Raw genomic sequence first — 24,124 nt, 5'->3', positions numbered from 1 at the left:
GCTCACACGAGAAATTACCCGGCGCAAGGGCCGGAGCGACGCAAATGCTTAATGGAAAGGCGCGTTGATGAAATCTGAAGCAAGCAAAGCGCAGCGCGCAGGGCTTCCGGTGCACGAAAAAGTGTACCGAGATTTGCGTGACGCGATCCTGTTTGGCGAATTTGAACCGGGTGAACCGCTGACAATTCAAGGGCTTGTCGCGCGGCTGGATGCCGGGATGACCCCGGTGCGCGAGGCGTTGCGACGCCTGACCGCCGAGGGCGCGCTGCTGGCTATGGGCAATCGCCGCATCATGGTGCCGGTGTTGGATTTGCCGGATGTGGACGAGCTGACCGAGGCGCGATTGGCGTTGGAGGCGGTGCTGACCAAACGGGCCGTTTTGCTGATTTCTGAGGCGGAAATTGCCGAACTGGCTGAAATTGATGCGCGTTTGGATTCGGCGATTGAGCGGGGGGATGTCTCTTTGTACCTCAAAGAGAATCACGCCTTTCACGCGCGATTGAACGAAATTGCCCAGGCTCCGATCATGACGGCGCTTGTTGATGGGCTTTGGCTGCGGTTTGGCCCGTCTTTGCGGGTGGTTTGTGGTCAGTTTGGCACGCGCAACCTGCCGGATCGACACAAGGAATTGCTGACGGCCTTACAGGAGCGGGACAGCGATGCCGCTGTCGAAGCCATCCAAGAGGATGTCATCCAAGGGATGGACCTGATCCGGCAATCCATGCAGCCCGATCTGTGAGGGCGGGAATCTTTGCGCCAGATGCTGCGCGTCATTGACATGAAATAATTTGATCATATTCTGGCGTGACCCTCAGCAAAGGCCCGTATCATGACCCTTTTGTCCGTAAATACCCCGACCGAAGAGCTGCGCCGCGTCGATGCAGCCCACCATATGCACCCGTTCACGAATAACTCGGAACTGGAGGATAAGGGTGCGCGAATCATCACCCGGGCCGAGGGGTGCTGGTTGAGTGACAGTGAGGGCAATCGCATTCTTGACGCGATGGCGGGGCTGTGGTGCGTGAATATCGGTTATGGGCGCGAGGAGCTGTCGCAAGCCGCCGCACGCCAGATGAGCGACCTGCCTTATTATAACACCTTCTTTCAGACCTCGCATGTGCCCGCGATTGCGCTGTCGGCCAAGTTGGCCGAACTGGCACCGGGGGATTTGAACCATGTGTTCTTTGCCGGGTCCGGGTCTGAGGCGAATGACACCAATCTGCGTATGGTGCGCACCTATTGGCAGGCCAAAGGCCAGCCAGAGCGCAATGTGATCATCGGGCGCTGGAACGGCTATCACGGCTCGACCGTGGGCGCGATGAGCCTTGGCGGCATGAAGGGCATGCACGCGCAGGGCGGCATTGTCGATGGGATCGAACATATCGATCAGCCGAACTGGTGGCTTGAGGGCGGAGACATGTCGCCCGAAGAATTTGGGCTGGAACGCGCCCGCCAGCTTGAGGAAAAGATCCTTGAACTTGGGCCGGACAAGGTTGCCGCATTTATCGCCGAGCCGGTGCAGGGCGCGGGCGGGGTGATCGTGGCGCCAGACAGCTATTGGCCAGAGATCCAGCGGATCGTTGACAAATACGGTATCCTGCTGATCGCGGATGAGGTGATTTGCGGTTTTGGGCGCACCGGGAACTGGTTTGCGACCGAGACTCTGGGCCTGCGCCCGCATATCATGACCATCGCCAAAGGCCTGTCATCGGGCTATCAGCCGATTGGCGGCTCGATCGTCTGTGATGAGGTGGCAGAGGTCATCGGCGGGGTCGAGTTCAACCACGGCTACACCTATTCCGGCCATCCGGTGGCCTGCGCCGTGGCGCTGGAAAACCTGCGCTTGTTGGAAGAGGAAAAGGTCATCGAGCGGGTGCGCGATGAAACCGCCCCCTATCTGAAACAGAAGTTCGAGGCGTTGGTCGATCACCCGCTGGTGGGCGAGGCCAAGATTGTCGGGATGATGGGATCCATCGCGCTCACGCCGAACAAGGAGACCCGCGCGGTCTTTGCCGCCGAGGCGGGGACGGTTGGCTTTATCTGTCGGGAACGCTGTTTCAGCAACAATTTGATTATGCGCCATGTTTATGACCGCATGATCATCTCGCCGCCTTTGGTGATCTCGAAGGAAGAGATCGACATCTTGATCGAACGGGCCCGTCAGAGTTTGGACGAGACCCATGCGATTTTGCGGGAAAAGGGCCTGATGCAGGAGGGGTGACGCCAGTCACCCTTTTTGCCACGCCCTATACGGGCCTCAGGATTTGCGTGCGTTGGAAATTGGGCGGAACCAGGTCTTGGCGAACGCCTCGCCATAGATGTTGGAAATCGCTTCATAGGTGATCAGGGCAACTGGCATCTGCTTTTCCTTTATTCGAGACCGCTCACGTTAGTGAAAATAGGTTAACGAAACTTTCTTGCGGCGTGTATGCGACTTTTGGACAATTATTGCATGGAAAGCGTCAGGTAACCGGCTGGGGCATTTGTTCATTCTTTGTTTCAGAATCGCGGGCGCTCTGCTAAGTTTTGTAGGATGAATACCCAAGCCCCCAATATGCGCCCAGTTATCCGTCAATTGGACGATGCCGCCATTAACCGTATCGCTGCGGGCGAGGTGGTGGAACGCCCGGGCTCGGCTGTGAAGGAACTGGTTGAAAACGCCATTGATGCCGGGGCGCGGCGGGTGGAGATTGAGATTGCGGATGGGGGTAAAACCCTGATCCGCATCACCGATGATGGCTGCGGGATGACGGCGGATGAGCTGCCTTTGGCGCTTTCACGGCACGCGACCTCAAAGATTGATGGGTCGGACCTGCTGAACATTCATTCCTTTGGCTTTCGCGGTGAGGCACTGCCCAGTTTGGGGGCTGTCGGACGCCTGACCATCCAATCGCGCGCCCGCGGCTTTGACGCTGTTGAGCTGAGCGTTGAGGGCGGCGAGATGTCGGCCATCAAACCCTGTGCGCTAAACAGTGGCACGGTGGTGACCCTGCGCGATCTGTTCTTTGCCACCCCGGCGCGGTTGAAATTCCTGCGCTCGGACCGGGCCGAGACCATGGCGATCAGCGATGTAATCAAACGGCTGGCCATGGCGGAGCCCTCGGTCGGGTTCTGTCTGCGCGATGTATCCGGTGGTCGGGACAAGGTCAGCTTTCGCGTCGAGGCCGAGACCGGCGATTTGTTTGACGCTCTGCGCGGACGTTTGGGCCGGGTGATGGGGCAGGAATTTGTCGAAAACGCCTTGGCCATTGATGCGGAGCGTGAAGGCATTCGCCTGACCGGCTATGCCGCCTTGCCGACCTATTCACGTGGCAACGCGATTGCGCAGCATCTGTTTGTGAACGGGCGTCCGGTGCGGGACAAAACCTTGATCGGAGCGCTGCGCGGGGCCTATCAGGATTTCCTGTCGCGGGAGCGTCACCCGGCGGTGGCGCTGTTTGTCGATTGTGACCCGCATAAGGTGGATGTGAACGTGCACCCGGCGAAATCCGAAGTTCGGTTCCGCGACCCGGGCCTTGTGCGCGGGCTGATCGTGTCTTCGTTGCGCCATGCTTTGGCCGAGGCGGGGCATCGCGCCTCGACCACGGTGGCGGATATGACCCTGGGGGCGATGCGCCCCGAACCGGTGGAGCCGCGTATCTATCAGATGGATCGCCCGTCACTGGGTGCGCGCGTGGCCAGTTATCAGGCTCAGGCCCCTTTGCCCGCGTCCGATCCGGTTGCGCCGGGCTTTTCCGACCTCTCGGCCAGCTATTCGGCCCGCGTGGTGGAACCGGTTGAGACCGAGGCGCGCTTGGCCGAGCGCGATGAGGGGTTGCCGCTGGGCACCGCGCGCGGGCAGGTGCATGAGAATTACATTATTGCCCAGACAGAATCCGGCATGGTGATCGTCGATCAGCACGCCGCCCATGAACGTCTGGTCTATGAAAAGCTGAAAAAGCAGATGGCCGAGACCGGTGTCGCGGCGCAGGCGCTGTTGATCCCCGAGGTGGTGGATCTGTCGGAGGATGATTTGACCCGCTTGCTGTCAATCTCGGATGATCTGGCGAAAATGGGGCTGGTGATCGAACCTTTTGGCGGATCGGCTTTGGCGGTGCGCGAGACCCCGGCGATCCTGGGCGAGATCAATGCCAAGGCGCTGATCCTCGACATTCTTGATGAGCTTTCAGATATCGGCCAATCGCAATTGGTGCAGGAAAAGATCGAGGCGATTCTGTCGCGCGTTGCCTGTCATGGCTCGATCCGGTCCGGGCGGAGGATGCGGGCCGAAGAGATGAACGCGCTTTTGCGCGAGATGGAGGCAACGCCCCATTCCGGCCAGTGCAACCATGGCCGCCCCACCTATGTCGAGCTGAAGCTCAGCGATATTGAAAGGCTGTTTGGACGCACATGATCCAGATTGGTGACACGTCTTATTCTTTGCAGGACCCGGTGGTTGTGATGGTGCTGGCGGTTGGCTTTGTGCTGCTGCTGATGCTGGTGCTGTTGATCACCAGCCTGCGCCGCGCCGGGCAGACCGCGCAAACCGCCGAGATGCTGGCCCATGCTTTGGGCGATATGTCGGCCCGGGTCGATCATCTGGCCAATGGGCAGGGGCAGCTTGAAGGCAGTTTGAACTCGGTGGCGCATCAGCAGACCCAATCGGCGACCCAAATGACAGTGCTGATGGAGCAGCGGCTGGGCGAGGTGCAGTTGCGCCTGCATGAGGACCTGTCAAAGGTGCAGCGCAATACCGGTGAAAACCTTGCCCATATGCAGCAAAGCCTAGCGGATAATATGGCGGCGCAGCAGTTGAAACTGTCCGAGACGCTGGGGCAAAATCAGGTGCGGTTGCAGGAGAATATGGCGGATCTGCAGATGAAGACCGCGCGCAACCTGACCGATCTGCAGGAAAAGATGAATGTCGCTTTGTCTGGCAGCGCCAAGAACACCGCGACCTCGCTGTCGGCCTTGCAGGAACGGCTGCAAACCATCGACAAGGCGCAAGAGAATATCACCAAACTGTCGGGTGATGTGCTGACCTTGCAGGATATCCTGTCGAACAAGCAGACACGCGGGGCGTTTGGGGAAATTCAGCTGACGGATATTGTCTCCAAAGCACTGCCCAAGGACAGCTATACGCTGCAGGCGACGCTGAGCAACGGCAAGCGGGCCGATTGCCTGATCCATTTGCCCAACCCTCCGGGGCCGATTGTGGTGGATGCGAAGTTCCCGCTGGAAGGGTACGAGGCGCTGCGCAATTCGACGACGGATGCGCAGGTGGTCGAGGCGGCGCGGCAGCTCAAGACCTCGGTCAGGAAGCACATCAAGGATATTTCCGAGAAATACATCCTGGATGGTGAGACCGCGGATGGCGCGCTGATGTTTTTGCCGTCTGAGGCGATCTATGCCGAGCTGCACGCGAACTTTCCCGATCTGGTGCGCGAAGGCTTTGCCGCGCGGGTTTGGATCGTTTCGCCTACGACGTGTATGGCCACGCTGAACACAATGCGGGCGATTCTCAAGGATGCGCGGATGCGCGAACAGGCCGGGGCCATTCGTAAAGAATTGTCGATGCTCTCGCAGGATGTGGAGCGTTTGGGCACCCGCGTGGGCAATCTGGACCGTCACTTTGGCCAGGCGGCCAAGGATATCGAAGAGATCAAGATCAGCTCGGACAAGGCTGGTAAACGTGCACGGCGTTTGGATAATTTCGATTTCGAAGAGCTGGCGCAGGACGGTACGGGCAATGTGGTTGCCCTGCCGGATAAGAGCTAGTTTAGAAATCATCTAAAGTTTAACGTTAAACAATAGCCATGCGTCTGGCGCATGAAAGCTATGCGTCTGCTTATCTGCCGTGACGTAGCGGGACCTGCTAAATCATCATTCCAACGCGATTGCAGAAGAGTATCGCCTTGGCTTTCTCTTCCTGATTGCGCGGAAATTGACTTGGTTTAGCTTTAAACCAATTAACGCGCCCCGGCGCAGCAAGGGAGAGAGGACATATGGCAGATCTACCAAATGACATTGATCCGGTTGAATCCCAGGAATGGCAGGAGGCGGTCGAAGACGTCATCCAGCGTGACGGTGCTGATCGCGCCCATTTCCTGTTGGACAAGGCTGTACAACAAGCGCGCGCAGCTGGGGCGAAACTGCCCTTCTCGGCGACCACGCCTTATCAGAACACCATTTCGACCGATGACGAAGTCGAGATGCCCGGCGATACCGATATGGAATGGCGCATCCGCACCATCAACCGGTGGAACGCCATGGCGACCGTTGTGCGCCGCAATAAAGAGAGCAGCGAATATGGCGGGCACATTGCCTCCTTCGCCTCCTCGGCTGCGCTTTATGATATTGGTCTGAACCACTTCTGGCGCTCCAAATCCGCAATTCATGGCGGCGATCTGGTCTTCTTTCAGGGGCACGTGATCCCCGGCATTTACGCGCGTTCCTTTATGGAAGGCCGTCTGAGCGAAGAGCAGTTGGAAAACTTCCGCTCGGAGGTTGCTGGCGGCGGGTTGTCCTCTTATCCGCACCCTTGGCTGATGCCGGATTACTGGCAGTTCCCAACCGTTTCCATGGGTCTGGGCCCGCTGATGGCGATCTATCAGGCGCGGTTCATGAAATACATGCACAACCGTGGTCAGATCGACATGGCCGACCGCAAAGTCTGGTGCTTCCTTGGTGACGGCGAAATGGACGAGCCCGAAAGCCTCGGCGCGATCCATCTGGCCGCGCGCGAGGGTCTCGACAACCTGATCTTTGTTGTGAACTGCAACCTGCAGCGTCTTGACGGGCCGGTGCGCGGCAACTCCAAGATCGTGCAAGAACTCGAAGGCAATTTCCGCGGTTCCGGTTGGGATGTGATCAAGCTGCTTTGGGGCAAAGGCTGGGACGAGCTGCTGGAGAAAGACACCAGCGGCAAGCTGCGCCAGCTGATGGAAGAGACCGTGGACGGCGATTACCAGACCTTTAAGTCTAAGGACGGGGCCTATATCCGCGAGCATTTCTTTGGCAAATATCCAGAGACGGCTGAGCTGGTCAAAGACTGGTCGGACGATCAGATTTGGGCGCTGCGTCGCGGCGGGCATGACCCGAAAAAGGTCTATAACGCCTTTAAACGCGCGACCGAGGCCAAGGGTCAGCCAACTGTGCTTCTGGTCAAAACCGTCAAGGGTTACGGCATGGGCAGCGCTGGTGAGGGGCAGAACACCACCCACCAGCAAAAGAAAATGGCCGAAGATCAGCTGAAAGCCATGCGCGACCGTTTCCAAATTCCAGTGACGGATGAGGAGCTGAAAGAGAAGGTGCCGTTTGTTACGCTGAACAACGCGCAAAAAGCCTATCTTGCGGATCGTCGCAAAGAGCTGGGCGGGGAATTCCCCAAACGCTTTACTGGCGCGCCTGCGCTTGAGATCCCGGAACTGGAAAAGTTTAAGGCTCAACTAGAAAGCACCGGTGAGCGCGAGATTTCGACCACCATGGCCTTTGTCCGTATTCTGACCACGCTGCTGCGGGACAAGAAGATCGGCAAGAATATCGTGCCAATCGTGCCGGATGAAAGCCGCACATTCGGGATGGAAGGGCTGTTCCGCTCGGTCGGGATTTATAACCCCAAGGGCCAGCAATACACGCCCGAAGATGCTGAACAGATGATGTATTACAAGGAATCTGAAAGCGGTCAGGTTCTGCAGGAAGGCATCAACGAAGCGGGTGCGATGGCGGATTGGATTGCGGCGGCGACGTCTTATTCCAACCACGGCGTGCCGATGATCCCGTTCTTTATCTATTACTCGATGTTTGGCTTCCAGCGCATCGGCGATCTGGCTTGGGCCGCAGGCGACAGCCGTGCCCGTGGCTTTATGCTGGGCGGCACTGCGGGCCGCACGACGCTGAACGGCGAAGGCTTGCAGCACGAGGATGGGCATTCCCACATCCTTGCGGGCACCATCCCGAACTGCATCAGCTATGACCCGACCTTTAGCTATGAGGTCGCGGTGATCGTGCAGCATGGTATGAAACGGATGTATCAGGATCAGGAAGACGTGTTCTTTTACCTGACCTTGATGAACGAGAATTACAGCCATCCCGACATGCCGATGGGCGCTGAAGAGGGCATTATCAAAGGTCTCTACCGTTTCCAGAAGACGGCGAAACCGGCGAAAAAGCATGTGAACCTGATGGGCTCGGGCACCATTCTGGTGCAGGCGATCAAAGCCGCCGAGATGCTCAAGGAAGACTTTGGCGTGACCTCGGATATCTGGTCGGCGACCTCGCTGAACGAATTGGCACGGGATTGCCAGGATGTGGCGCGCCATAACCGGTTGAACCCGCTGGCAGAGCAAAAGACCTCTTACGTGGCGCAGCAATTCGCCAATGCCAAAGGTCCGATCATCGCTGCCACCGATTACATGAAGAACTATGCAGAGCAGATCCGCACCTGTGTTCCAAACCGTTACACGGTTCTGGGGACAGATGGGTTTGGTCGCTCGGATAGCCGGGTGAACCTGCGTCGCTTCTTTGAGGTGGATGCCAACCACATCGCCGCAGCCGCGATGGTCGATCTCTTCCGCGAAGGCGTGGTGAGCGAGAAAGACCTGAAAGCCGCTTTGGCAAAATATGACATCGACGGCGAAAAGCCGAACCCGCGTTTGGTTTGAGCGGGATATGGAGCTTGCCCAGCAAAAGTGGGTACCGGTTTTGCGGTTCGGGCAAGCGGCCAAAAAGAAATCTGGAGTTTGAACAATGACAGTTGACGTAACAGTCCCCGATATTGGCGATTTCACTGATGTGCCGGTTGTGGCGGTTCTGGTTTCCGTGGGCGACACGGTGGCCGAAGAAGACCCGCTGATCGAGATTGAATCCGACAAGGCGACGATGGAAGTACCATCGCCGGTGGCCGGTGTGGTCAAAGAGATCAAAGTTGCCGAGGGCGACAATGTCTCGGAAGGCACGCTGATCATGGTGGTCGAAGGATCTGGCGCGGCAGCCGCCCCAACCGAGGCCCCCAAGGCAGAGGCCGCCCCGGCGGCAGCGCCCGCAGCAGCGGCTCCGGCCCCTGTGGCGGCGGCTCCGGTCACCGATGCGGGGTTCTCAAAGGTGCATGCCTCACCCTCGGTGCGTGCCTTTGCCCGTCGGGTTGAGGTGGACCTGAACAAGGTGAACGGCACCGGTCGCAAGGGACGCATCCTGCGCGAAGACATCGAGAAGGCGCTGAAATCCAGCGTGGCCCCGGCAGCGGCAGCAGCCGGCGCACAGGGCGGCATGGGTATCCCACCGATCCCAGCTGTAGACTTTTCGAAATTCGGCCCGGTTGAAGATGTGGAAATGCCGCGGATCAAAAAACTGTCCGGGCCTGCCTTGCACAAATACTGGCTCAACATTCCACATGTCACGCATAATGACGAAGCGGACATCACCGACCTGGACAAGTACCGCAAGGAAATGGACACGATGGCCAAAGAGAATGGCTATCGCGTGACCTTGCTGAGCTTTGTCATCAAGGCGTCTGTTTCGGCGCTGAAAGAGCATTGGGAAGTCAACAGCTCGATCCATCCTGACGGCGATAAGCTGATCAAGAAGGATTACTACAATATCGGTTTTGCGGCCGACACTCCTGGTGGACTGGTTGTGCCGGTGATCAAGGATGCGGATCGCAAAGGAATTGTCGAAATCTCCAAGGACCTGATGGAACTGTCCGGCAAGGCCCGCGCGGGTGAGCTGAAATCAGCGGATATGTCCGGGGCGACCTTTACCATTTCCTCGCTGGGCGGGATTGGCGGGACCTCCTTCACGCCGATCGTGAATGCGCCAGAGGTGGCGATCCTGGGGCTGACCCGCTCCAAGATGGCCCCGGTCTGGAATGGCGAGGAATTTGTGCCGCGCCTGATGCAGCCGCTGTCGCTGTCTTATGACCATCGCGCCATTGACGGGGCTTTGGCGGCGCGCTTCTGCGTGACGCTGAAAACCCTTCTGGGCGATATGCGCAAGCTGATGTGGTGAGGTGACAATCATGGAAATCAAAGTACCCGATATTGGTGATTTCACCGACGTGCCTGTGGTTGCCGTTCTGGTGGCCGTGGGGGACAGCGTGGCCGAAGAAGACCCGCTGATCGAGATCGAGAGCGACAAGGCGACGATGGAAGTGCCGTCGCCCGCAGCTGGTGTGGTCAAAGAGATCAAGGTTGCTGAAGGGGACAAAGTCTCGGAAGGCTCGTTGATCATGGTGTTGGAGGCCTCTGGAGGGGGGGCGTCCGAAGGGGGCATCGAGCCCCCTGCGGACGCGGCCGCAGAAGCGGCTCCAGCGCCCGTGGCCGCAACCGGCACCGCGACAGGCGCGGGTGACGTGCATGCCGAGGTCGTGGTTCTGGGCTCTGGCCCGGGCGGCTATACGGCGGCGTTCCGTGCGGCGGACCTTGGCAAAAAGGTTGTGCTGATCGAAAAGAACCCGACCCTGGGCGGCGTGTGCCTGAACGTGGGCTGCATCCCGTCCAAGGCGCTGCTGCACGTGGCCAAGGTGATCACCGAGGCCGAAGAGATGTCTTCGCATGGTGTCAGCTTTGCCAAGCCCGAGATCAATCTGGACGAGTTGCGCGCCTTTAAGGACAGTGTTGTCGGCCAGTTGACCGGTGGTTTGGACGGCTTGTCCAAGGGGCGCAAGGTGCAGATTGTGCGCGGCATGGGCACCTTTACCGGGCCGAATATGATTTCGGTTGCCGGTGAAGACGGTGTCACCACCGTGTCGTTCGATCAATGCATCATCGCGGCGGGGTCTGAGCCGGTTGCGCTGCCTTTCATTCCTGAGGATGAGCGCGTGATCGACAGCACTGGCGCGCTGGAGCTGAAAGACGTGCCAGAGCGGATGCTGGTTCTGGGTGGCGGCATCATTGGTCTGGAAATGGCCTGTGTTTACGACGCTTTGGGATCGAAGATCACCGTGGTTGAGCTGATGGATCAGATCATTCCGGGTGCGGATAAGGATGTGGTGAAGCCTCTGATGAACCGCATCAAAGGGCGTTATGAGAATATCTTCCTCAAGAACAAAGTGACGGCGGTTGAGGCCACTGATGCTGGCATGAAGGTCACCTTTGAGGATGATAAGGGCGAAAGCTTTTCCGATACGTTTGACAAGGTTCTGGTCGCCGTGGGCCGCAAGCCCAATGGCAAGCTGATCAATGCCGACCAGGCGGGGGTTGCTGTGGATGATCGCGGCTTTATTGCCGTGGACAAGCAGCAGCGCACCGGGCAGCCGCATATCTTTGCCATTGGTGACGTGGTCGGCCAGCCGATGCTGGCGCATAAGGCTGTTCATGAGGGCAAAGTGGCCGCCGAGGTTGCCGCAGGTCACAAGCGGTTCTTTGACGCCAAGCTGATCCCGTCGGTCGCCTATACCGATCCCGAGGTCGCCTGGTGCGGTCTGACCGAGACCGAGGCCAAGGCCAAAGGTATCAAGGTCGAAAAAGGCGTGTTCCCCTGGGCCGCATCGGGCAAATCCCTGTCCAATGGGCGCTCTGAGGGCATGACCAAGCTGATCTTTGACCCGAGCGATGATCGTCTGCTGGGAGCCTGCATCGTGGGCACCAATGCGGGTGATCTGATCTCGGAATGCGCGCTGGCGATTGAGATGGGCGCGGATGCGGTTGATCTGGGCCACACCATCCACCCGCACCCGACCCTGTCAGAGACCGTGAACTTTGCCGCCGAGATGTTTGAGGGCACCATCACCGACCTGATGCCGCCTAAAAAGCGTAAAAAGTAAGCGGAACATGACACAAAGAGAGGCGGGGGAAACCCCGCCTTTTTTGTTTAAAGTGTTTCGAGAAATGGTTGCGACAAACGGATCGCGAATGGCCTGAGAACGCGACGCATGGCAAGGTTTTTGCGATTCAACGTTTTCTCGAAGCGCTATAGGGCTAGGGGCAGGACCGGGCCCTCAGCAGGTCTGAGAGGACAGCCTGACTAGGTGGCAGTTGGAAGGTTGACCTTTGGTCGCCAAGACGCTGCGCCCCGCGATCCTCCAGAACTTTTCGACATAGCGATGTGATGGCTTTCATCGGGCACGGCATTGCCGTTATCTGGCGAATATGATGGCTGGTTTTGAATCAGGAGCTCTCGGTCGCAATGCATATTCGTTCCAAACTTGTCGAAGATATCTGTGGCTGGACAGCGCTTGCTCCGGGTCTGACCCCCTATCGGTCGCTTGACGCTGACGCCACGGCGGATTGCGTGGTGATCGGGGCGGGGTTTACCGGGTTGGCGATTGCCCGCCGCCTTGCCGAGCTGCGGCCAGAGGCGCGGGTTGTGCTGGTGGACGCCAAGCGCGTGACCGGCGGTGCCAGTTCGCGTAATTCCGGCTTTGCCGTTGCCAATGAGGGCCCCGGTCATGCGCAGCTACATACAGAGCAGGGACGGGCCAGTTACTTTACCATGAACCGGATTGATCGCTTTGGCGTCAGCAGTTTGCGAGACCTGGTTCAACAGCATGGCATCGAGGCGCAATGGGAGGATACCCCGTCAATCCATGCGGCACATGATCCGCGCAATTACCAACGATTGCAGCGCCATTTGGATGCGTTTCAGCAATTGGGGATCAATGCGCGCCTGGTAGAGGGGCCCGAGCTAAAGACGCGGTTGGGGACCGATTTTTATGGTTTGGGGGTCGAGACCAGCGGAGGCGCATTGTTGCAACCGGCGATGATGGCGCAAGGGTTGGCGGCCCATTTGCCGCGCTCGGTTGAGGTCTTTGAAAACACGGCGATTTCGTCACTTCGTCACCTGGATGGGGGCTGGGCGATGACGGCAAACGGGCATACATTGCGCGCGCAACAGGTCTTTGTCGCTGTGAACGCGTTCTTTCCCCGGCTCGGGCTGAAACAACGCCGTGTGTTTCCATTGGCGCTGACAGCCAGCTTGACCCGCCCCCTGAAACCGGAAGAGGAGCGCGCCATTGGCAACCCGGCCAGCTGGGGCATCCTTTCGCCGCGCTCTCTGGGGGCGACGATGCGGCTGACATGCGACCGTAGACTTCTGATCCGCAACACGGCGGAGTTTCTGGCAGGCGGTGTGCGCCCCGACGCCCTGGCCGCGCGCAAACGACAACATGCTGTCGGGCTGCGCAAACGCTTTGCCTTTCTGGATGAGGGCGATATCGACTTTACCTGGAGCGGAACGATTTGCATCAGCCGCAATGGCAAGCCGGTTTTTGAGGAAAACCAGCCGGGGCTGTATTTGTGCGGTGGCTACAACGCGTCTGGCGTTTCTCGGGGGACCGCTATGGGGCGGTTGATCGCCGAATATGCGACGGGACAGGACTCAGAGCGGTTGAGCGACGCGTTGAACCTGATCAAGCCGACGCGGCTGCCGCCGCGACCCTTTCTTGACCTTGGGGTGAAAGCCAGGGTTTGGATGGAACGGCAGGCAGCGGCAAAGGAGCGGTGATCCGGTCCGCTGGTAATTCTAGAGAGGTTGGAATGGGGTCTGGTGCTGAGCAGGTTTATGTTGTCTGGGACCTATGGGATGGGGTGCGCAGTGGCATCGCCGACTATGACGGAGCCCCCCATTTCTTTGAATACAAGTTTGACAATGACCTAGCCGATTTTTCGGAGGTGTTTGAGCTTAGAATGATCGACGCCGAAACCCTGCAAATGGCGCTTGACCAATGGGCCATTTACCGGGCTTGGGAAGCGCAATTTCATTCCGGCAGGGTTAAACTGGAAACGCATCCGGGGCACGGGGGGATCGATCAACAATACGACCAACTTGAGCAAGCGTTGAAGCAACGCATTTCCGAGGCACCAGTGGTTGCGCAGGTCGGGGCAAGGTTTCAACCAATAGAAAGGCAAACTGACCGCCCTTACGGATGCCTTCTCGACATGGAGGTGATGTGGTCTGAGGCGCAGATATGTGTGAAGTCACCCTCACCGACCTGATGCTGTCCGAGCAGCGGACGAAGTAAGCGATTATCACTCACAGTTAAAGGCGGGAGAAACCCCGCGCTTTTTGTTACCGTTTTATGTCTTGCGTCTTGTGTCTTATGGCAGCAGTACGGACAAAACGGCCGTTCCTGTTTTAGCTGTAGGAGGCCGCGTTCCAACAACAAATTGGCTATCTACCGATCATGCTTCGCAATAAGGCAATTCTTCTTTCGAGTGATGCCTCCGGCCTCTTAAGTAATATTTCGACAGTGCCATCGTCCAATCCGCTCAAGTCTCGAGTTTCGATTATGAATCCTAGCGCAGCAAAGGCAACATTGGCCGACTTATCGAGAAGCGCCCTTCTGGCGACCTCGGAGGTATGAGCCGGTAGTTCGATCGTTCGTTCCCGAACCTTGCCTCCTTCTTTCCAGATGTACTTTCTGTACAGCAATGCTTTGAATGCAATCAAACGCCGATACGAGCACTCTGCTTTTTCCGCGACCTCTGGAAGCAACTCATCGTAAAAGCCGGTTTGGAGGATAAGGCCCAAGATTTGGTTTTTAGCGCGATCTGAGACGCCAAAGATAAGAATAGTGCGCAATGCGTCCTTCACTTTGGGGTAAGAGATGAGAGCCTCAACTACGTCCCTTTCGGGCTTCGCCATTCGACCAAACCTTGCGTCATCAAGGAGCAAACCCATTGAGCCTGCGATCATGTAAGGCAGTCCACCATTTGGTCCGCCATCGTTTTTCATCAACCTTTCAATGGCTTTGGCAGATGCCACGCGCACTTGAGGCACCCAGTCGTTGAGTCGCAATACGATCATCGCAAATCCGATGGTCGGACCTAAACCATGTACATGTGCCAAGCCGAGTTCTCGGGCGTAACCAGAGCGAGAGGTAGTAAACGCTAGAGCCGCCATACTGTCAGCGGCGCAAACATGTTCGATTTCTTGGTTGCCAAACCCAAACTCTGTGTGTCTCCCAATATCATCGACGACCAAGCCTAGTTTCCGATCAAGAGCGGAAACGGTTGCGATACTCTCGTGGCTAAGCGCAATTCCAACGCTATTCCGTTCATCCACCAACTTGAGCTTAGTACCACGAGGAAGGGTTGAGACAACACTGTCGAGCAACACTCTCCAACTCGGCCTCCGCCGGGCCTTGACCGCATTTTGGAACAGCACCTGCAAGTGGTTCGCGATTACATCGAACGGCTCGTGTCCGCGCCCGAATACAAAAATTGTTGGGTCGCCATATTCGTGTTTCAACATTTGAATAGCTTCTCCAAGCGAGTCTAAAAAAGTTCCAAACGCACGGAGGTGCGCTGCAATACTCATCGCCAAAACGGACCTTCTAACAGCGCGCAGCATCGGTCAACATGGGCTTGAAGCGGAAATTTGAAGAGCGTTTTCTAAAAATTAGGAGAGAACGAACTGCGGGATTCAGTTCGTTAAAAGTGAAAAGACCACTCCCAATCCCATTTGCGCAAGATCAAAGCCGCCGGCCTTTGGCCCATGCAATATCCTGAGCGAAACAATCCTGAATAGGAGACGCGACATGGGAAGTATTGGTGGTAAACTCAGTGTCCGCAAAGCCGCTGCCGTCATTGTGATGGCGCGGGAGTTGGACCGGGCAGAGGGCGAGCTGCGCGCCTTTATCGATCGGATGGACGAAGAGGAGCAGGCGGCTCTTGTGGCGGTCATGTGGATCGGGCGCGGGGCCTTTGAAGCCGAAGAGCTGCAAGAGGCGTTTGATACCGCGATTGCCGAGGCCTCGACGCCAACGGCGGATTACCTGATTGGCACGCCGCATCTGGTCGACAATCTCGAAGGCGGGCTTGAGGCGCTGGGCTTTGATGCCATTGATGAAGAAGATCAACTGATGACCCGCGGGTCCTGAGACCGAAACTATCGCAGCGACCGCCCCTTGACGATGGCATCCGAGCCAAAGCGGGCGCGGATTTCATCTGTGGCCCGTTCGGCCTTGGCGCGGGTTCCGGCCTTGGGGTCGAGCAGGTCTCCGGCGCGATCGGCGCTGTCCTCGGGCACCAGATCCGAAATCCCGGCCCCGATCAGGCGGAACGGTCCCTTGTCGATCTGTTGGTCAAACATGGCGCGGGTCAGGCGATAGATCCGATCCGCAATTTGTGTCGAATCCGGCAGGGATTGCCGCCGGGTGATCAGCTTGAAATCAGCGGTTTTGAGTTTCAGCGTCACCACACGGCCAGCCAAACCGCGCGCCTTGGCCCGGTCAGAGACCTTCTCAGACAGCCGCCAGAGATGGCCATCGAGAATTTCCGGGTCTGACGTGTCTTCGAAAAACGTGGTCTCGTTCGAGATGCTTTTGATTGGGGCGTTGCGGGTGATGCGGCGCTTGTCCTGCCCTCGCGCCAGATACCAAAGCCGTTCGCCCATGGAGCCAAAACGCGCGGTCAGATCCTCTTTCTCCCAGCGGCGCAGATCCTCAAAGGTGCGGATGCCCGCGCGTTCCAGCGACTCTTGCCCCACCGTTCCGACACCCCAGATCAGGCGCACGGGTTTGGGGCGCAAAAACTCTTCGGTCTCGGCGGCCCCGATGATGGAAAACCCGTTGGGCTTGTCGAGATCAGAGGCGATCTTGGCGAGAAATTTGTTATGTGACAGGCCGATAGAGCCGGTGACGCCCAGCTCATCCTTCATCCGCTTGACCAGCCGGGCCAGCATGATGGCCGGGGGAACACCGTGTAATTTGGTGGTGCCGGTCAGGTCCAGAAAGGCCTCGTCCAGCGAGAGTGGCTCGATAGAGGGGGTCATTTCCTCCATCATGGCGCGGATGGCTTTGGAGGTTTCGACATAGACCTCCATGCGCGGTTTCACGACCACCGCATCGGGGCATTTCTTGAGCGCCTGAAACATCGGCATGGCCGAACGCACGCCGCGCATGCGTGCGATGTAACAGGCGGTCGACACCACCCCGCGCCGCCCACCGCCAACGATGACCGGCTTGTCCATCAGTTCTGGATTGTCGCGTTTTTCAACGCTGGCATAAAAGGCGTCGCAATCCATATGCGCGATGGAGAGATCCCATAATTCGGGATGCGAGATGATCCTGGGCCGCCCGCAAGACGGGCAGCGGGCCCCGGTTTCAAAGGGCGTCAGGCAATCTCGGCACAAGGATGGCATGGCGTCAGGATACAGGTAACCCGGTTTGGCAACAATCGGGGCATGGTTATCAAGACTTTCTTTTTGCGCAAAAATCCCCATCTTGGTGACAAGTCTTTTCAGGAGAGAATTCATGGATATCGAACAGCTGATTTCCGAGATCGCCAGCGGGAATGTTGTGATCCTGCTTTTGGCGGCCTTGATCATCTTCAGCATTTTGCTTGGCGTGCGGATTGTACCGCAATCGGAAAAACATGTGGTGGAACGCTTTGGCCGTTTGCGTACGGTGCTGGGGCCTGGGATCAATTTTATCGTACCATTTCTGGATCGGGTGCGGCACAAGATTTCCATTCTTGAGCGCCAATTACCCAACGCCAATCAGGATGCGATCACCACGGATAACGTGCTGGTTCAGGTGGAAACTTCGGTGTTTTATCGCATTCTGGAACCGGAAAAGACGGTCTATCGGATTCGCGATGTTGATGGTGCGATTGCAACCACCGTGGCCGGGATCGTGCGGGCCGAGATCGGTAAGATGGAGCTAGATGAAGTTCAGTCGAACCGCTCGCAACTGATTTCCCAGATCAAGGCCAGCGTTGAGGATGCGGTGGATGATTGGGGGATCGAGGTGACACGGGCCGAGATTTTGGATGTGAACCTGGATCAGGCGACGCGGGACGCGATGTTGCAGCAGTTGAATGCAGAACGTGCCCGACGTGCGCAAGTGACCGAGGCCGAAGGGGAACGCCGCGCTGTGGAATTGCAGGCGGATGCGGATCTGTACGCGGCTGAACAGGCGGCCAAGGCGCGCCGGGTAACCGCCGAGGCTGAGGCCTATGCGACTGAGATCGTTGCGAAGGCGATCAAGGAACACGGGGTAGAGGCGGCGCAGTATCAAGTGGCGCTGAAACAGGTTGAGGCCTTGGTGAAGGTTGGTGAGGGGCAGGGCAAGCAGACGGTGATCGTGCCAGCTAACGCATTGGATGCCTTTGGCGATGCGTTTTCAATGCTGAGAGGAGGTAAATGATGTGGGAACAATGGTGGATCTGGGCCGGAGCCGGTCTGGTGATGTTGATCGTCGAAATCTTTGCCCCTGGATTTGTGTTCCTGGGCTTTGGGTTTGGCGCTTTGGCGGTTGCGCTTTTGATGGGGCTGGCCCCTGGGCTGATCACTTCGTTGCCCGTCGCGTTGCTGATTTTTGCGCTATGCTCGCTGGTGGCGTGGTTGGTCATGCGCAAGCTGGTGGGCGAGCGCAAGGGGCAGACCAAGGTGTGGCACACGGATATCAACGACAATTGAATGAGCGATAAGGCACGTGCCGAGTTTCACGGGGCCAAGGTGTTGGTTTTCCTTGGCTCTGACCTCTTGGTTGTTGAGCGCGATCACACGCCGGGCATCCCTTGGCCAAGGTATTTGGATCTGCCGGGTGGCGGTCGCGAAGGGGTGGAAAGCCCCGAGGCCTGCGCGATGCGTGAGACGCGGGAAGAGGTGGGTTTGCAGCTGAGCGAGGATCAGCTGCGCCTTGTTCAAATTCGCGACAGTGAAGGCCGGTACAGCTGGTTCTTTGCCGCGCATTTGGCGGCTGAAGCCGTCACTGACATCGTGTTTGGCGATGAGGGTGTCGGGTGGAGCTTAATGGCTCCGGAGAGGTATGTTGCCCACCCCAAGGCCATCCCGCCCTTTGCGGCAATCGTCGCGGGTTATCTGGCAGACAACCCGCGCGGCACGCGGTGACAAAAGTTTTAGATAAAACTTTTGCAAATTCCGTGAACGGAATTTGGGTGCCCGGACTTAACTGTTGAGTTCTGTCACAATCGCCTGGGCCGCCGCGCGCGGATCAGCGGCTTTGTGAACCGGGCGGCCGACTACGATGTGGTCGGCTCCGTTGGCGATGGCCATGGCCGGGGTGGCGATGCGTTTCTGGTCGCCCAGATCAGCACCGACAGGGCGCACGCCTGGTGTGACGATCAGCTTGCCCTCAGCCTCGGGCAGGGCGCGGATCAGCGCCGCCTCGTTCGGAGAGGCAATGACCCCATCCGCCCCGGCAGCCAGCGCACGAGCGGCGCGTTCGGTGACGATGTCGGGAATGTCGCCTGCTTTGATCAGCGAGGCATCCAGATCAGCGCGATCCAGCGAGGTCAGGATGGTCACCGCCAGGATTTTTAGGTCTTTGCCCGCCGCGCCCTCTTTGGCGGCGCGCACCACATGCGGGTCGCCATGCACCGTCAGGAAATCGAGATCAAACTGGGCGATCCCGCGCACCGCAGCCTCAACCGTGGCCCCGATGTCAAAGAATTTCATATCCAGAAAAATCTTTTTGCCATGCTCGGCCTTCAGCTCATTGGCGAGCGCAAGGCCGCCGCCGGTCAACATGCCCAGACCGATCTTGTAGAACGACACGCTGTCCCCAAGGTTTTGCACCAGATCAATGCCGGCAACGACATTTGGCACGTCCAAAGCAACAATCAGGCGGTCATCAGAGGGGGGGAGCGTCATGGCAGGACCTTTCGAGAAAGCAAACGGCCCCCTTTTGCGTCCATGCCCCCATAAGGTCAAGCCTGTTTGCGTGCCTTCATCAGCTCGGGTGCCAGTTTCAAACTGCCTTTGCGACGATATTCCGGCATGCGCCGTGTTTGGCGCAGCGCCTCGGCCAAAAGCAGCAGGCGATGCTGGCTTTTGTCGATTTCAACCTTGCGCGGCAGGGTCAGGGGCACGTTGATACGCGTTTCCCCTGCGACCAGCGACACAGACCCGCGCATACACCCGCCGGGGCCAATATCGCGAAATCCGGTATATTCTACTTTGGAAATGATCATTTTAGGCAGCCTCCACGCGCGAAAGCTTGACTCAAAGGTGTTTAAAAACCGCTGCACCGTGCGGGCAAAGACATTCAAATTGCAATGGTATTTTTGCAACGCTTGCCCCTTGAAGGCGAGGCTGAGAACCTCCATCTTGGCTATGAGGCCCTTACCTTTCGCGTGCCGCCAAGCGGGCGCAAATTCAGCCAAGGGCGCTTGGACAAAGGAGAATAGCCATGAACCTTGACAAGTTCACGGAGCGGTCGCGCGGTTTCATTCAAGCCGCTCAAACGATTGCAATGCGGGAGAGCCATCAGAAACTGGCCCCTGAACATCTGCTCAAAGCATTGATGGATGATGATCAGGGGTTGGCCAGCAACCTGATCACCCGCGCCGGTGGTAAGCAGAGCCGCGTGTTGCAGGTGGTTGACACCAAGATGGCCAAGATCCCCAAAGTGACGGGGGATGCCGGTCAGGTCTATATGGATAGCGCCACTGGTAAGGTGCTGGATGAGGCGGAGAAAATCGCCACCAAGGCCGGGGACAGCTTTGTTCCGGTGGAACGTATGCTGATGGCGCTGGCGCTGGTGAAATCCCCGGCAAAAGAGGCGCTGGAGGCGGGTGATGTCTCGGCCCAGAAGCTGAACGAGGCGATCAACGATATTCGCAAGGGGCGCACTGCCGACACGGCGACCGCAGAAGAGGGCTATGACGCGCTTAAGAAATATGCGCGCGACCTGACCGAGGCGGCGCGTGAGGGCAAGATCGACCCGATCATTGGCCGCGACGAGGAAATCCGCCGCGCCATGCAGGTGCTGAGCCGTCGTACCAAAAACAACCCTGTGATGATTGGTGAACCCGGCGTGGGTAAGACTGCGATTGCCGAGGGGTTGGCCCTGCGCATCGTCAATGGTGACGTGCCGGAGTCCTTGCGCAACAAACAGCTTTTGGCGCTGGATATGGGCGCTCTGATTGCCGGTGCGAAGTATCGCGGTGAGTTTGAGGAACGCCTGAAGGCGATCCTGACCGAGGTGACTGAAGCCGCCGGTGAAATCATCCTGTTTATTGACGAAATGCACACGCTGGTTGGCGCGGGCAAGGCGGATGGGGCGATGGATGCCTCGAACCTGCTGAAACCTGCTTTGGCACGCGGTGAACTGCATTGTGTCGGCGCGACGACGCTGGATGAATACCGCAAGCATGTGGAAAAAGACGCGGCTTTGGCGCGGCGGTTCCAGCCTGTGCTGGTTGAGGAACCGACTGTTGAGGATACGATCAGCATCCTGCGCGGCATCAAAGAGAAATATGAGCTGCACCATGGGGTGCGGATTTCTGACAGCTCTTTGGTGGCGGCCTCGACCCTGTCGCATCGCTACATCACCGACCGGTTTCTGCCGGACAAAGCCATCGACCTGATGGACGAAGCGGCCTCGCGTTTGCGCATGGAAGTGGACAGCAAACCCGAAGAGCTGGACGCGCTGGACCGCGATATTCTGCAAAAGCAGATCGAGGTTGAGGCGTTGCGGCTTGAGGATGATCAGGCCTCCAAGGATCGGCTGGCCAAGCTGGAACAGGATCTGGGCGACCTGCAACAGGAATCGGCTGAGATGACTGCGAAATGGCAGGCCGAGCGGGACAAGCTTGCCTCGGCGCGTGACATCAAGGAGCAGTTGGATCGCGCCCGCGCTGAGCTGGAACAGGCCAAGCGCGAGGGCAATCTGGGCCGCGCGGGGGAACTGTCTTATGGCATCATCCCGGGGCTGGAAAAGCAGCTGCAAGAGGCCGAGGACAGCGATGATGTCATGGTCGAAGAGGCGGTGCGCCCCGAGCATATCGCTGCTGTCGTGGAACGTTGGACGGGTATCCCGACCTCGAAAATGTTGGAGGGCGAGCGTGAGAAGCTGCTGCGCATGGAAGATGACTTGCACAAGCGGGTGATCGGCCAGGAACAGGCGGTTACGGCTGTGTCCAACGCGGTGCGCCGAGCGCGTGCAGGTCTGAATGATGAAAACCGGCCGTTGGGTTCTTTCCTCTTCCTTGGGCCAACAGGGGTGGGCAAGACGGAGCTGACCAAAGCCGTTGCGGATTTCCTGTTTGACGATGACAGCGCCATGGTGCGCATAGACATGTCGGAATTCATGGAGAAACACGCGGTCGCCCGTCTGATCGGCGCGCCTCCGGGCTATGTTGGCTATGATGAGGGCGGGGTGCTGACCGAAGCGGTGCGCCGTCGCCCCTATCAGGTTGTGCTGTTTGACGAGGTCGAAAAGGCGCATCCGGATGTGTTCAACGTGCTGTTGCAGGTGCTCGATGATGGGCAGTTGACCGATGGTCAGGGCCGGACGGTGGATTTCAAGCAGACGCTGATTATCCTGACCTCGAACCTTGGCTCGCAGGCGCTAAGCCAATTGCCCGAGGGTGCGGATAGTGCGCAGGCGAAACGGGATGTGATGGACGCGGTGCGCGCCCATTTCCGCCCGGAATTCCTGAACCGTCTGGACGAAACCATCATCTTTGACCGCCTGCGTCGGGATGACATGGATGGCATCGTTGATATCCAGTTGGCGCGTTTGCTGAAACGCCTTGCCGCGCGCAAGATCACGCTGCAACTGGACGAGGATGCGCGCCAATGGCTTGCGGATGAGGGCTATGACCCGGTCTTTGGGGCCCGTCCACTGAAACGGGTGATCCAACGCGCGCTGCAAAACCCGCTGGCCGAGATGCTGCTGGGCGGTGACGTGGCGGATGGTGACACGATCGTGGTCAGCGCTGGGGCCGACGGGTTGCTGATTGGCGATCGCGTCGGGGCCAGCAATCGGCCCAAGCCGGATGATGCCGTTGTGCATTAAACCATTGTGACACAAGTCAAAGGCCCGCTTTCACGGCGGGCCTTTTTCTTATAGACAACAGGGCATTATTGGATCGGAGTGTGTGAATGGACTGGCAGAGCCTGTTGAATACGCAGCGTTTGTTCAAGGATAAAGAGGAAGACGCGGCGCGCCCCAATTACACCATGGACGCGGATCGGATCATCTTCTCCGCGCCGTTCCGTCGGCTAGCCAACAAAACCCAAGTGCATCCGCTCCATGGCCATGATCATTTGCGCCACCGTATGATCCATTCCAACGAAGTCGCAACGGTTGGGCGCAGTTTGGGAATGCAGATCGGAGCCTGGTTGGAGGTCGAAAAGTACATCGGACAAGGTGAGGCGCATCGGGTTGCGGGCATCATCCATGCGGCCTGTCTGGCGCATGACATCGGCAACCCGCCCTTTGGCCATTCCGGCGAAGAGAGCATCGGCAAATGGTTTGCAGAACGATTTCAGGAGCCACGCGGCGTGTTTCGCGGTATTGATGCCGGGTTGTGGCCCGAGTTCGAGGCCTTTGAGGGCAACGCCCAAGGGTTTCGCATTTTGACGCGGTTGGAAATGTATCGCGGGGATTACGGGATGGACCTATCGGCGGCGGTGCTGGGCGCTTTTACCAAATACCCGATGACGGCCCGCACGCGGGCGGTATTGACCGATCATTCCTATGTAGGGGCCAAGAAATTTGGTTTGTTTGATCGCGAGGCAAAAACCTATGCCAGAGTCGCGGACCGGCTGGGCTTGATTGCTGAAACCGCAGCGGATGGCAGCACGTGGTGGCGGCGTCACCCGCTTGTCTTCCTGGTCGAGGCGGCGGATGATATTTGCTATAATATTGTTGATCTCGAAGACGGATACACGGCGCGAGATCTCAGCTTTGATCAAGTGCGGGACCTATTGCTGCCTTTGATCGAAAACACACCCAATGATGACAATCTCGGCAATCATACCGAATATGAAAAGATTTCACACTACCGCGCCTTGGCCATTGGTGGCGCGATTTGGGCCTGTGTCGAGGCGTTTAAGGCCAATCACGACGCTATTATGAATGGCACTTATTCCAACGATCTTATTGCCGATTCCGCGCTAGGCCCGGCCTTTGCCAGGATCAAGAAAACGGCGCGGGAACAGCTGTTTGTTGCCCCACGAAAAACCAAGCTGGAAGTGCGTGGCCGCAATGTGATCCGCAATGTGTTGGATGGGCTCTTGCCCGTATTTGATGCTTTGGCTGAGCGGGGTTGGGATGAGGCTAAGTTGCCCGATTACGAACGACAGGTTGTTCGCGCCCTGGAACTGGACTTGCGAGGCGTGACCGATAGCTATTCGGCACTGCATGCCATGACGGATTTTGTGTCGGGCATGACTGATCGGTACGCCGTAGATACTGCAGAGATGTTGATGGGGCGGTAAACCCGCCCCAGCT

General features: G+C 58.0%; 19 protein-coding genes. 15 read left to right on the top strand and 4 right to left on the bottom strand.

The features are described 5' to 3' along the window. Window positions 1-67 precede the first annotated feature (67 nt). From CLV87_RS06530 to CLV87_RS06490, 9 genes are all read left to right on the top strand, one after another. On the top strand, window positions 68-739 hold the full coding sequence (locus CLV87_RS06530; RefSeq protein ID WP_099242629.1) for a GntR family transcriptional regulator: 672 nt from the start codon (window positions 68-70) through the stop codon (window positions 737-739). A gap of 90 nt (window positions 740-829) precedes the next feature. Beyond that, window positions 830-2,221 (top strand): aspartate aminotransferase family protein, encoded by a 1,392-nt coding sequence (locus tag CLV87_RS06525; protein ID WP_099242631.1) that lies wholly within the window; start codon window positions 830-832, stop codon window positions 2,219-2,221. 312 nt (window positions 2,222-2,533) lie between these two features. After that, entirely contained in the window at window positions 2,534-4,393 is a 1,860-nt protein-coding gene (gene mutL, locus CLV87_RS06520) for a DNA mismatch repair endonuclease MutL (protein ID WP_099242633.1), read from the top strand. Next, the gene (locus CLV87_RS06515) at window positions 4,390-5,757 is read left to right on the top strand and encodes a DNA recombination protein RmuC (RefSeq protein WP_099242635.1); all 1,368 of its coding nucleotides are present in this window, start codon (window positions 4,390-4,392) and stop codon (window positions 5,755-5,757) included. The genes mutL and CLV87_RS06515 overlap by 4 nt, the downstream gene beginning before the upstream one ends. 227 nt (window positions 5,758-5,984) lie before the next feature. Continuing rightward, a complete protein-coding gene (gene aceE, locus CLV87_RS06510; RefSeq protein ID WP_099242637.1) occupies window positions 5,985-8,642 on the top strand; it encodes a pyruvate dehydrogenase (acetyl-transferring), homodimeric type in 2,658 nt (885 codons plus the stop codon). Window positions 8,643-8,727: 85 nt separating this feature from the next. Beyond that, window positions 8,728-9,984, top strand: a complete 1,257-nt coding sequence (gene aceF, locus CLV87_RS06505) for a dihydrolipoyllysine-residue acetyltransferase (RefSeq protein ID WP_099242638.1) — start codon at window positions 8,728-8,730, stop codon at window positions 9,982-9,984. 10 nt (window positions 9,985-9,994) lie between these two features. After that, complete coding sequence (lpdA, locus tag CLV87_RS06500) at window positions 9,995-11,740, top strand: dihydrolipoyl dehydrogenase (protein ID WP_176556011.1); 1,746 nt, start codon at window positions 9,995-9,997, stop codon at window positions 11,738-11,740. Between the two features lie 362 nt (window positions 11,741-12,102). Then, entirely contained in the window at window positions 12,103-13,419 is a 1,317-nt protein-coding gene (locus tag CLV87_RS06495) for an NAD(P)/FAD-dependent oxidoreductase (protein ID WP_099242642.1), read from the top strand. 32 nt (window positions 13,420-13,451) lie between these two features. Next, window positions 13,452-13,910, top strand: a complete 459-nt coding sequence (locus CLV87_RS06490; protein ID WP_099242644.1) for a hypothetical protein — start codon at window positions 13,452-13,454, stop codon at window positions 13,908-13,910. A gap of 175 nt (window positions 13,911-14,085) precedes the next feature. On the opposite strand, the gene CLV87_RS06485 is transcribed toward CLV87_RS06490, so the two are convergent. Continuing rightward, window positions 14,086-15,240 carry a hypothetical protein gene (locus CLV87_RS06485; protein WP_133840709.1) on the bottom strand — a complete coding sequence of 385 codons (1,155 nt, stop codon included), beginning with the start codon at window positions 15,238-15,240 and terminating at the stop codon, window positions 14,086-14,088. Between the two features lie 214 nt (window positions 15,241-15,454). Here CLV87_RS06485 and CLV87_RS06480 point away from each other — a divergent pair, with 214 nt between their 5' ends. Continuing rightward, window positions 15,455-15,796: a DUF3775 domain-containing protein gene (locus CLV87_RS06480; protein WP_099242648.1), complete on the top strand. Its 342-nt coding sequence runs from the start codon at window positions 15,455-15,457 to the stop codon at window positions 15,794-15,796. An 8-nt stretch (window positions 15,797-15,804) separates the two neighbouring features. Here CLV87_RS06480 and CLV87_RS06475 read toward each other — a convergent pair whose 3' ends face one another. After that, complete coding sequence (locus CLV87_RS06475) at window positions 15,805-17,058, bottom strand: DNA polymerase IV (RefSeq protein WP_099244671.1); 1,254 nt, start codon at window positions 17,056-17,058, stop codon at window positions 15,805-15,807. 112 nt (window positions 17,059-17,170) lie between these two features. Between CLV87_RS06475 and CLV87_RS06470 the strand changes: the two genes are divergently transcribed. From CLV87_RS06470 to CLV87_RS06460, 3 genes are read left to right on the top strand one after another with little or no spacing between them, the layout of a single operon-like run. Then, window positions 17,171-18,064, top strand: coding sequence for an SPFH domain-containing protein (locus CLV87_RS06470; RefSeq protein WP_099242650.1), 894 nt, complete (start codon window positions 17,171-17,173; stop codon window positions 18,062-18,064). Next, entirely contained in the window at window positions 18,061-18,336 is a 276-nt protein-coding gene (locus CLV87_RS06465) for an NfeD family protein (RefSeq protein ID WP_099242652.1), read from the top strand. The genes CLV87_RS06470 and CLV87_RS06465 overlap by 4 nt, the downstream gene beginning before the upstream one ends. After that, a complete protein-coding gene (locus tag CLV87_RS06460; RefSeq protein WP_099242654.1) occupies window positions 18,337-18,771 on the top strand; it encodes an NUDIX hydrolase in 435 nt (144 codons plus the stop codon). Between the two features lie 57 nt (window positions 18,772-18,828). Here the strand turns inward: CLV87_RS06460 and pyrF are convergent, their stop codons facing one another. Together pyrF and CLV87_RS06450 are read right to left on the bottom strand one after the other, a co-directional pair. Beyond that, window positions 18,829-19,533, bottom strand: coding sequence for an orotidine-5'-phosphate decarboxylase (pyrF, locus tag CLV87_RS06455; protein ID WP_099242656.1), 705 nt, complete (start codon window positions 19,531-19,533; stop codon window positions 18,829-18,831). Between the two features lie 56 nt (window positions 19,534-19,589). Next, window positions 19,590-19,853, bottom strand: a complete 264-nt coding sequence (locus CLV87_RS06450) for a hypothetical protein (RefSeq protein ID WP_099242658.1) — start codon at window positions 19,851-19,853, stop codon at window positions 19,590-19,592. A 218-nt stretch (window positions 19,854-20,071) separates the two neighbouring features. Here CLV87_RS06450 and clpB point away from each other — a divergent pair, with 218 nt between their 5' ends. Continuing rightward, window positions 20,072-22,684, top strand: a complete 2,613-nt coding sequence (clpB, locus tag CLV87_RS06445) for an ATP-dependent chaperone ClpB (RefSeq protein ID WP_099242660.1) — start codon at window positions 20,072-20,074, stop codon at window positions 22,682-22,684. 86 nt (window positions 22,685-22,770) lie between these two features. Further along, window positions 22,771-24,111 (top strand): dGTP triphosphohydrolase, encoded by a 1,341-nt coding sequence (gene dgt, locus CLV87_RS06440; protein WP_099242662.1) that lies wholly within the window; start codon window positions 22,771-22,773, stop codon window positions 24,109-24,111. The last annotated feature ends 13 nt before the right edge of the window (window positions 24,112-24,124 follow it).

Origin of the sequence: Pelagimonas phthalicica (genome assembly GCF_004364805.1) — a bacterium.
GTDB classification, from domain to species: Bacteria; Pseudomonadota; Alphaproteobacteria; order Rhodobacterales; family Rhodobacteraceae; genus Pelagimonas; species Pelagimonas phthalicica.
This window is presented reverse-complemented; position numbering and strand designations above follow the sequence as displayed.

Coding starts and splice junctions, on each gene's coding strand:
- lpdA (WP_176556011.1), top strand. CDS start 9,995: ATGGAAATCAAAGTACCCGATATTGGTGATTTCACCGACGTGCCTGTG.
- clpB (WP_099242660.1), top strand. CDS start 20,072: ATGAACCTTGACAAGTTCACGGAGCGGTCGCGCGGTTTCATTCAAGCC.
- aceF (WP_099242638.1), top strand. CDS start 8,728: ATGACAGTTGACGTAACAGTCCCCGATATTGGCGATTTCACTGATGTG.
- CLV87_RS06465 (WP_099242652.1), top strand. CDS start 18,061: ATGATGTGGGAACAATGGTGGATCTGGGCCGGAGCCGGTCTGGTGATG.
- CLV87_RS06470 (WP_099242650.1), top strand. CDS start 17,171: ATGGATATCGAACAGCTGATTTCCGAGATCGCCAGCGGGAATGTTGTG.
- pyrF (WP_099242656.1), bottom strand. CDS start 19,533: ATGACGCTCCCCCCCTCTGATGACCGCCTGATTGTTGCTTTGGACGTG.
- CLV87_RS06490 (WP_099242644.1), top strand. CDS start 13,452: ATGGGGTCTGGTGCTGAGCAGGTTTATGTTGTCTGGGACCTATGGGAT.
- CLV87_RS06450 (WP_099242658.1), bottom strand. CDS start 19,853: ATGATCATTTCCAAAGTAGAATATACCGGATTTCGCGATATTGGCCCC.
- aceE (WP_099242637.1), top strand. CDS start 5,985: ATGGCAGATCTACCAAATGACATTGATCCGGTTGAATCCCAGGAATGG.
- CLV87_RS06460 (WP_099242654.1), top strand. CDS start 18,337: ATGAGCGATAAGGCACGTGCCGAGTTTCACGGGGCCAAGGTGTTGGTT.
- CLV87_RS06515 (WP_099242635.1), top strand. CDS start 4,390: ATGATCCAGATTGGTGACACGTCTTATTCTTTGCAGGACCCGGTGGTT.
- CLV87_RS06475 (WP_099244671.1), bottom strand. CDS start 17,058: ATGCCATCCTTGTGCCGAGATTGCCTGACGCCCTTTGAAACCGGGGCC.
- dgt (WP_099242662.1), top strand. CDS start 22,771: ATGGACTGGCAGAGCCTGTTGAATACGCAGCGTTTGTTCAAGGATAAA.
- CLV87_RS06530 (WP_099242629.1), top strand. CDS start 68: ATGAAATCTGAAGCAAGCAAAGCGCAGCGCGCAGGGCTTCCGGTGCAC.
- CLV87_RS06525 (WP_099242631.1), top strand. CDS start 830: ATGACCCTTTTGTCCGTAAATACCCCGACCGAAGAGCTGCGCCGCGTC.
- CLV87_RS06480 (WP_099242648.1), top strand. CDS start 15,455: ATGGGAAGTATTGGTGGTAAACTCAGTGTCCGCAAAGCCGCTGCCGTC.
- CLV87_RS06495 (WP_099242642.1), top strand. CDS start 12,103: ATGCATATTCGTTCCAAACTTGTCGAAGATATCTGTGGCTGGACAGCG.
- mutL (WP_099242633.1), top strand. CDS start 2,534: ATGAATACCCAAGCCCCCAATATGCGCCCAGTTATCCGTCAATTGGAC.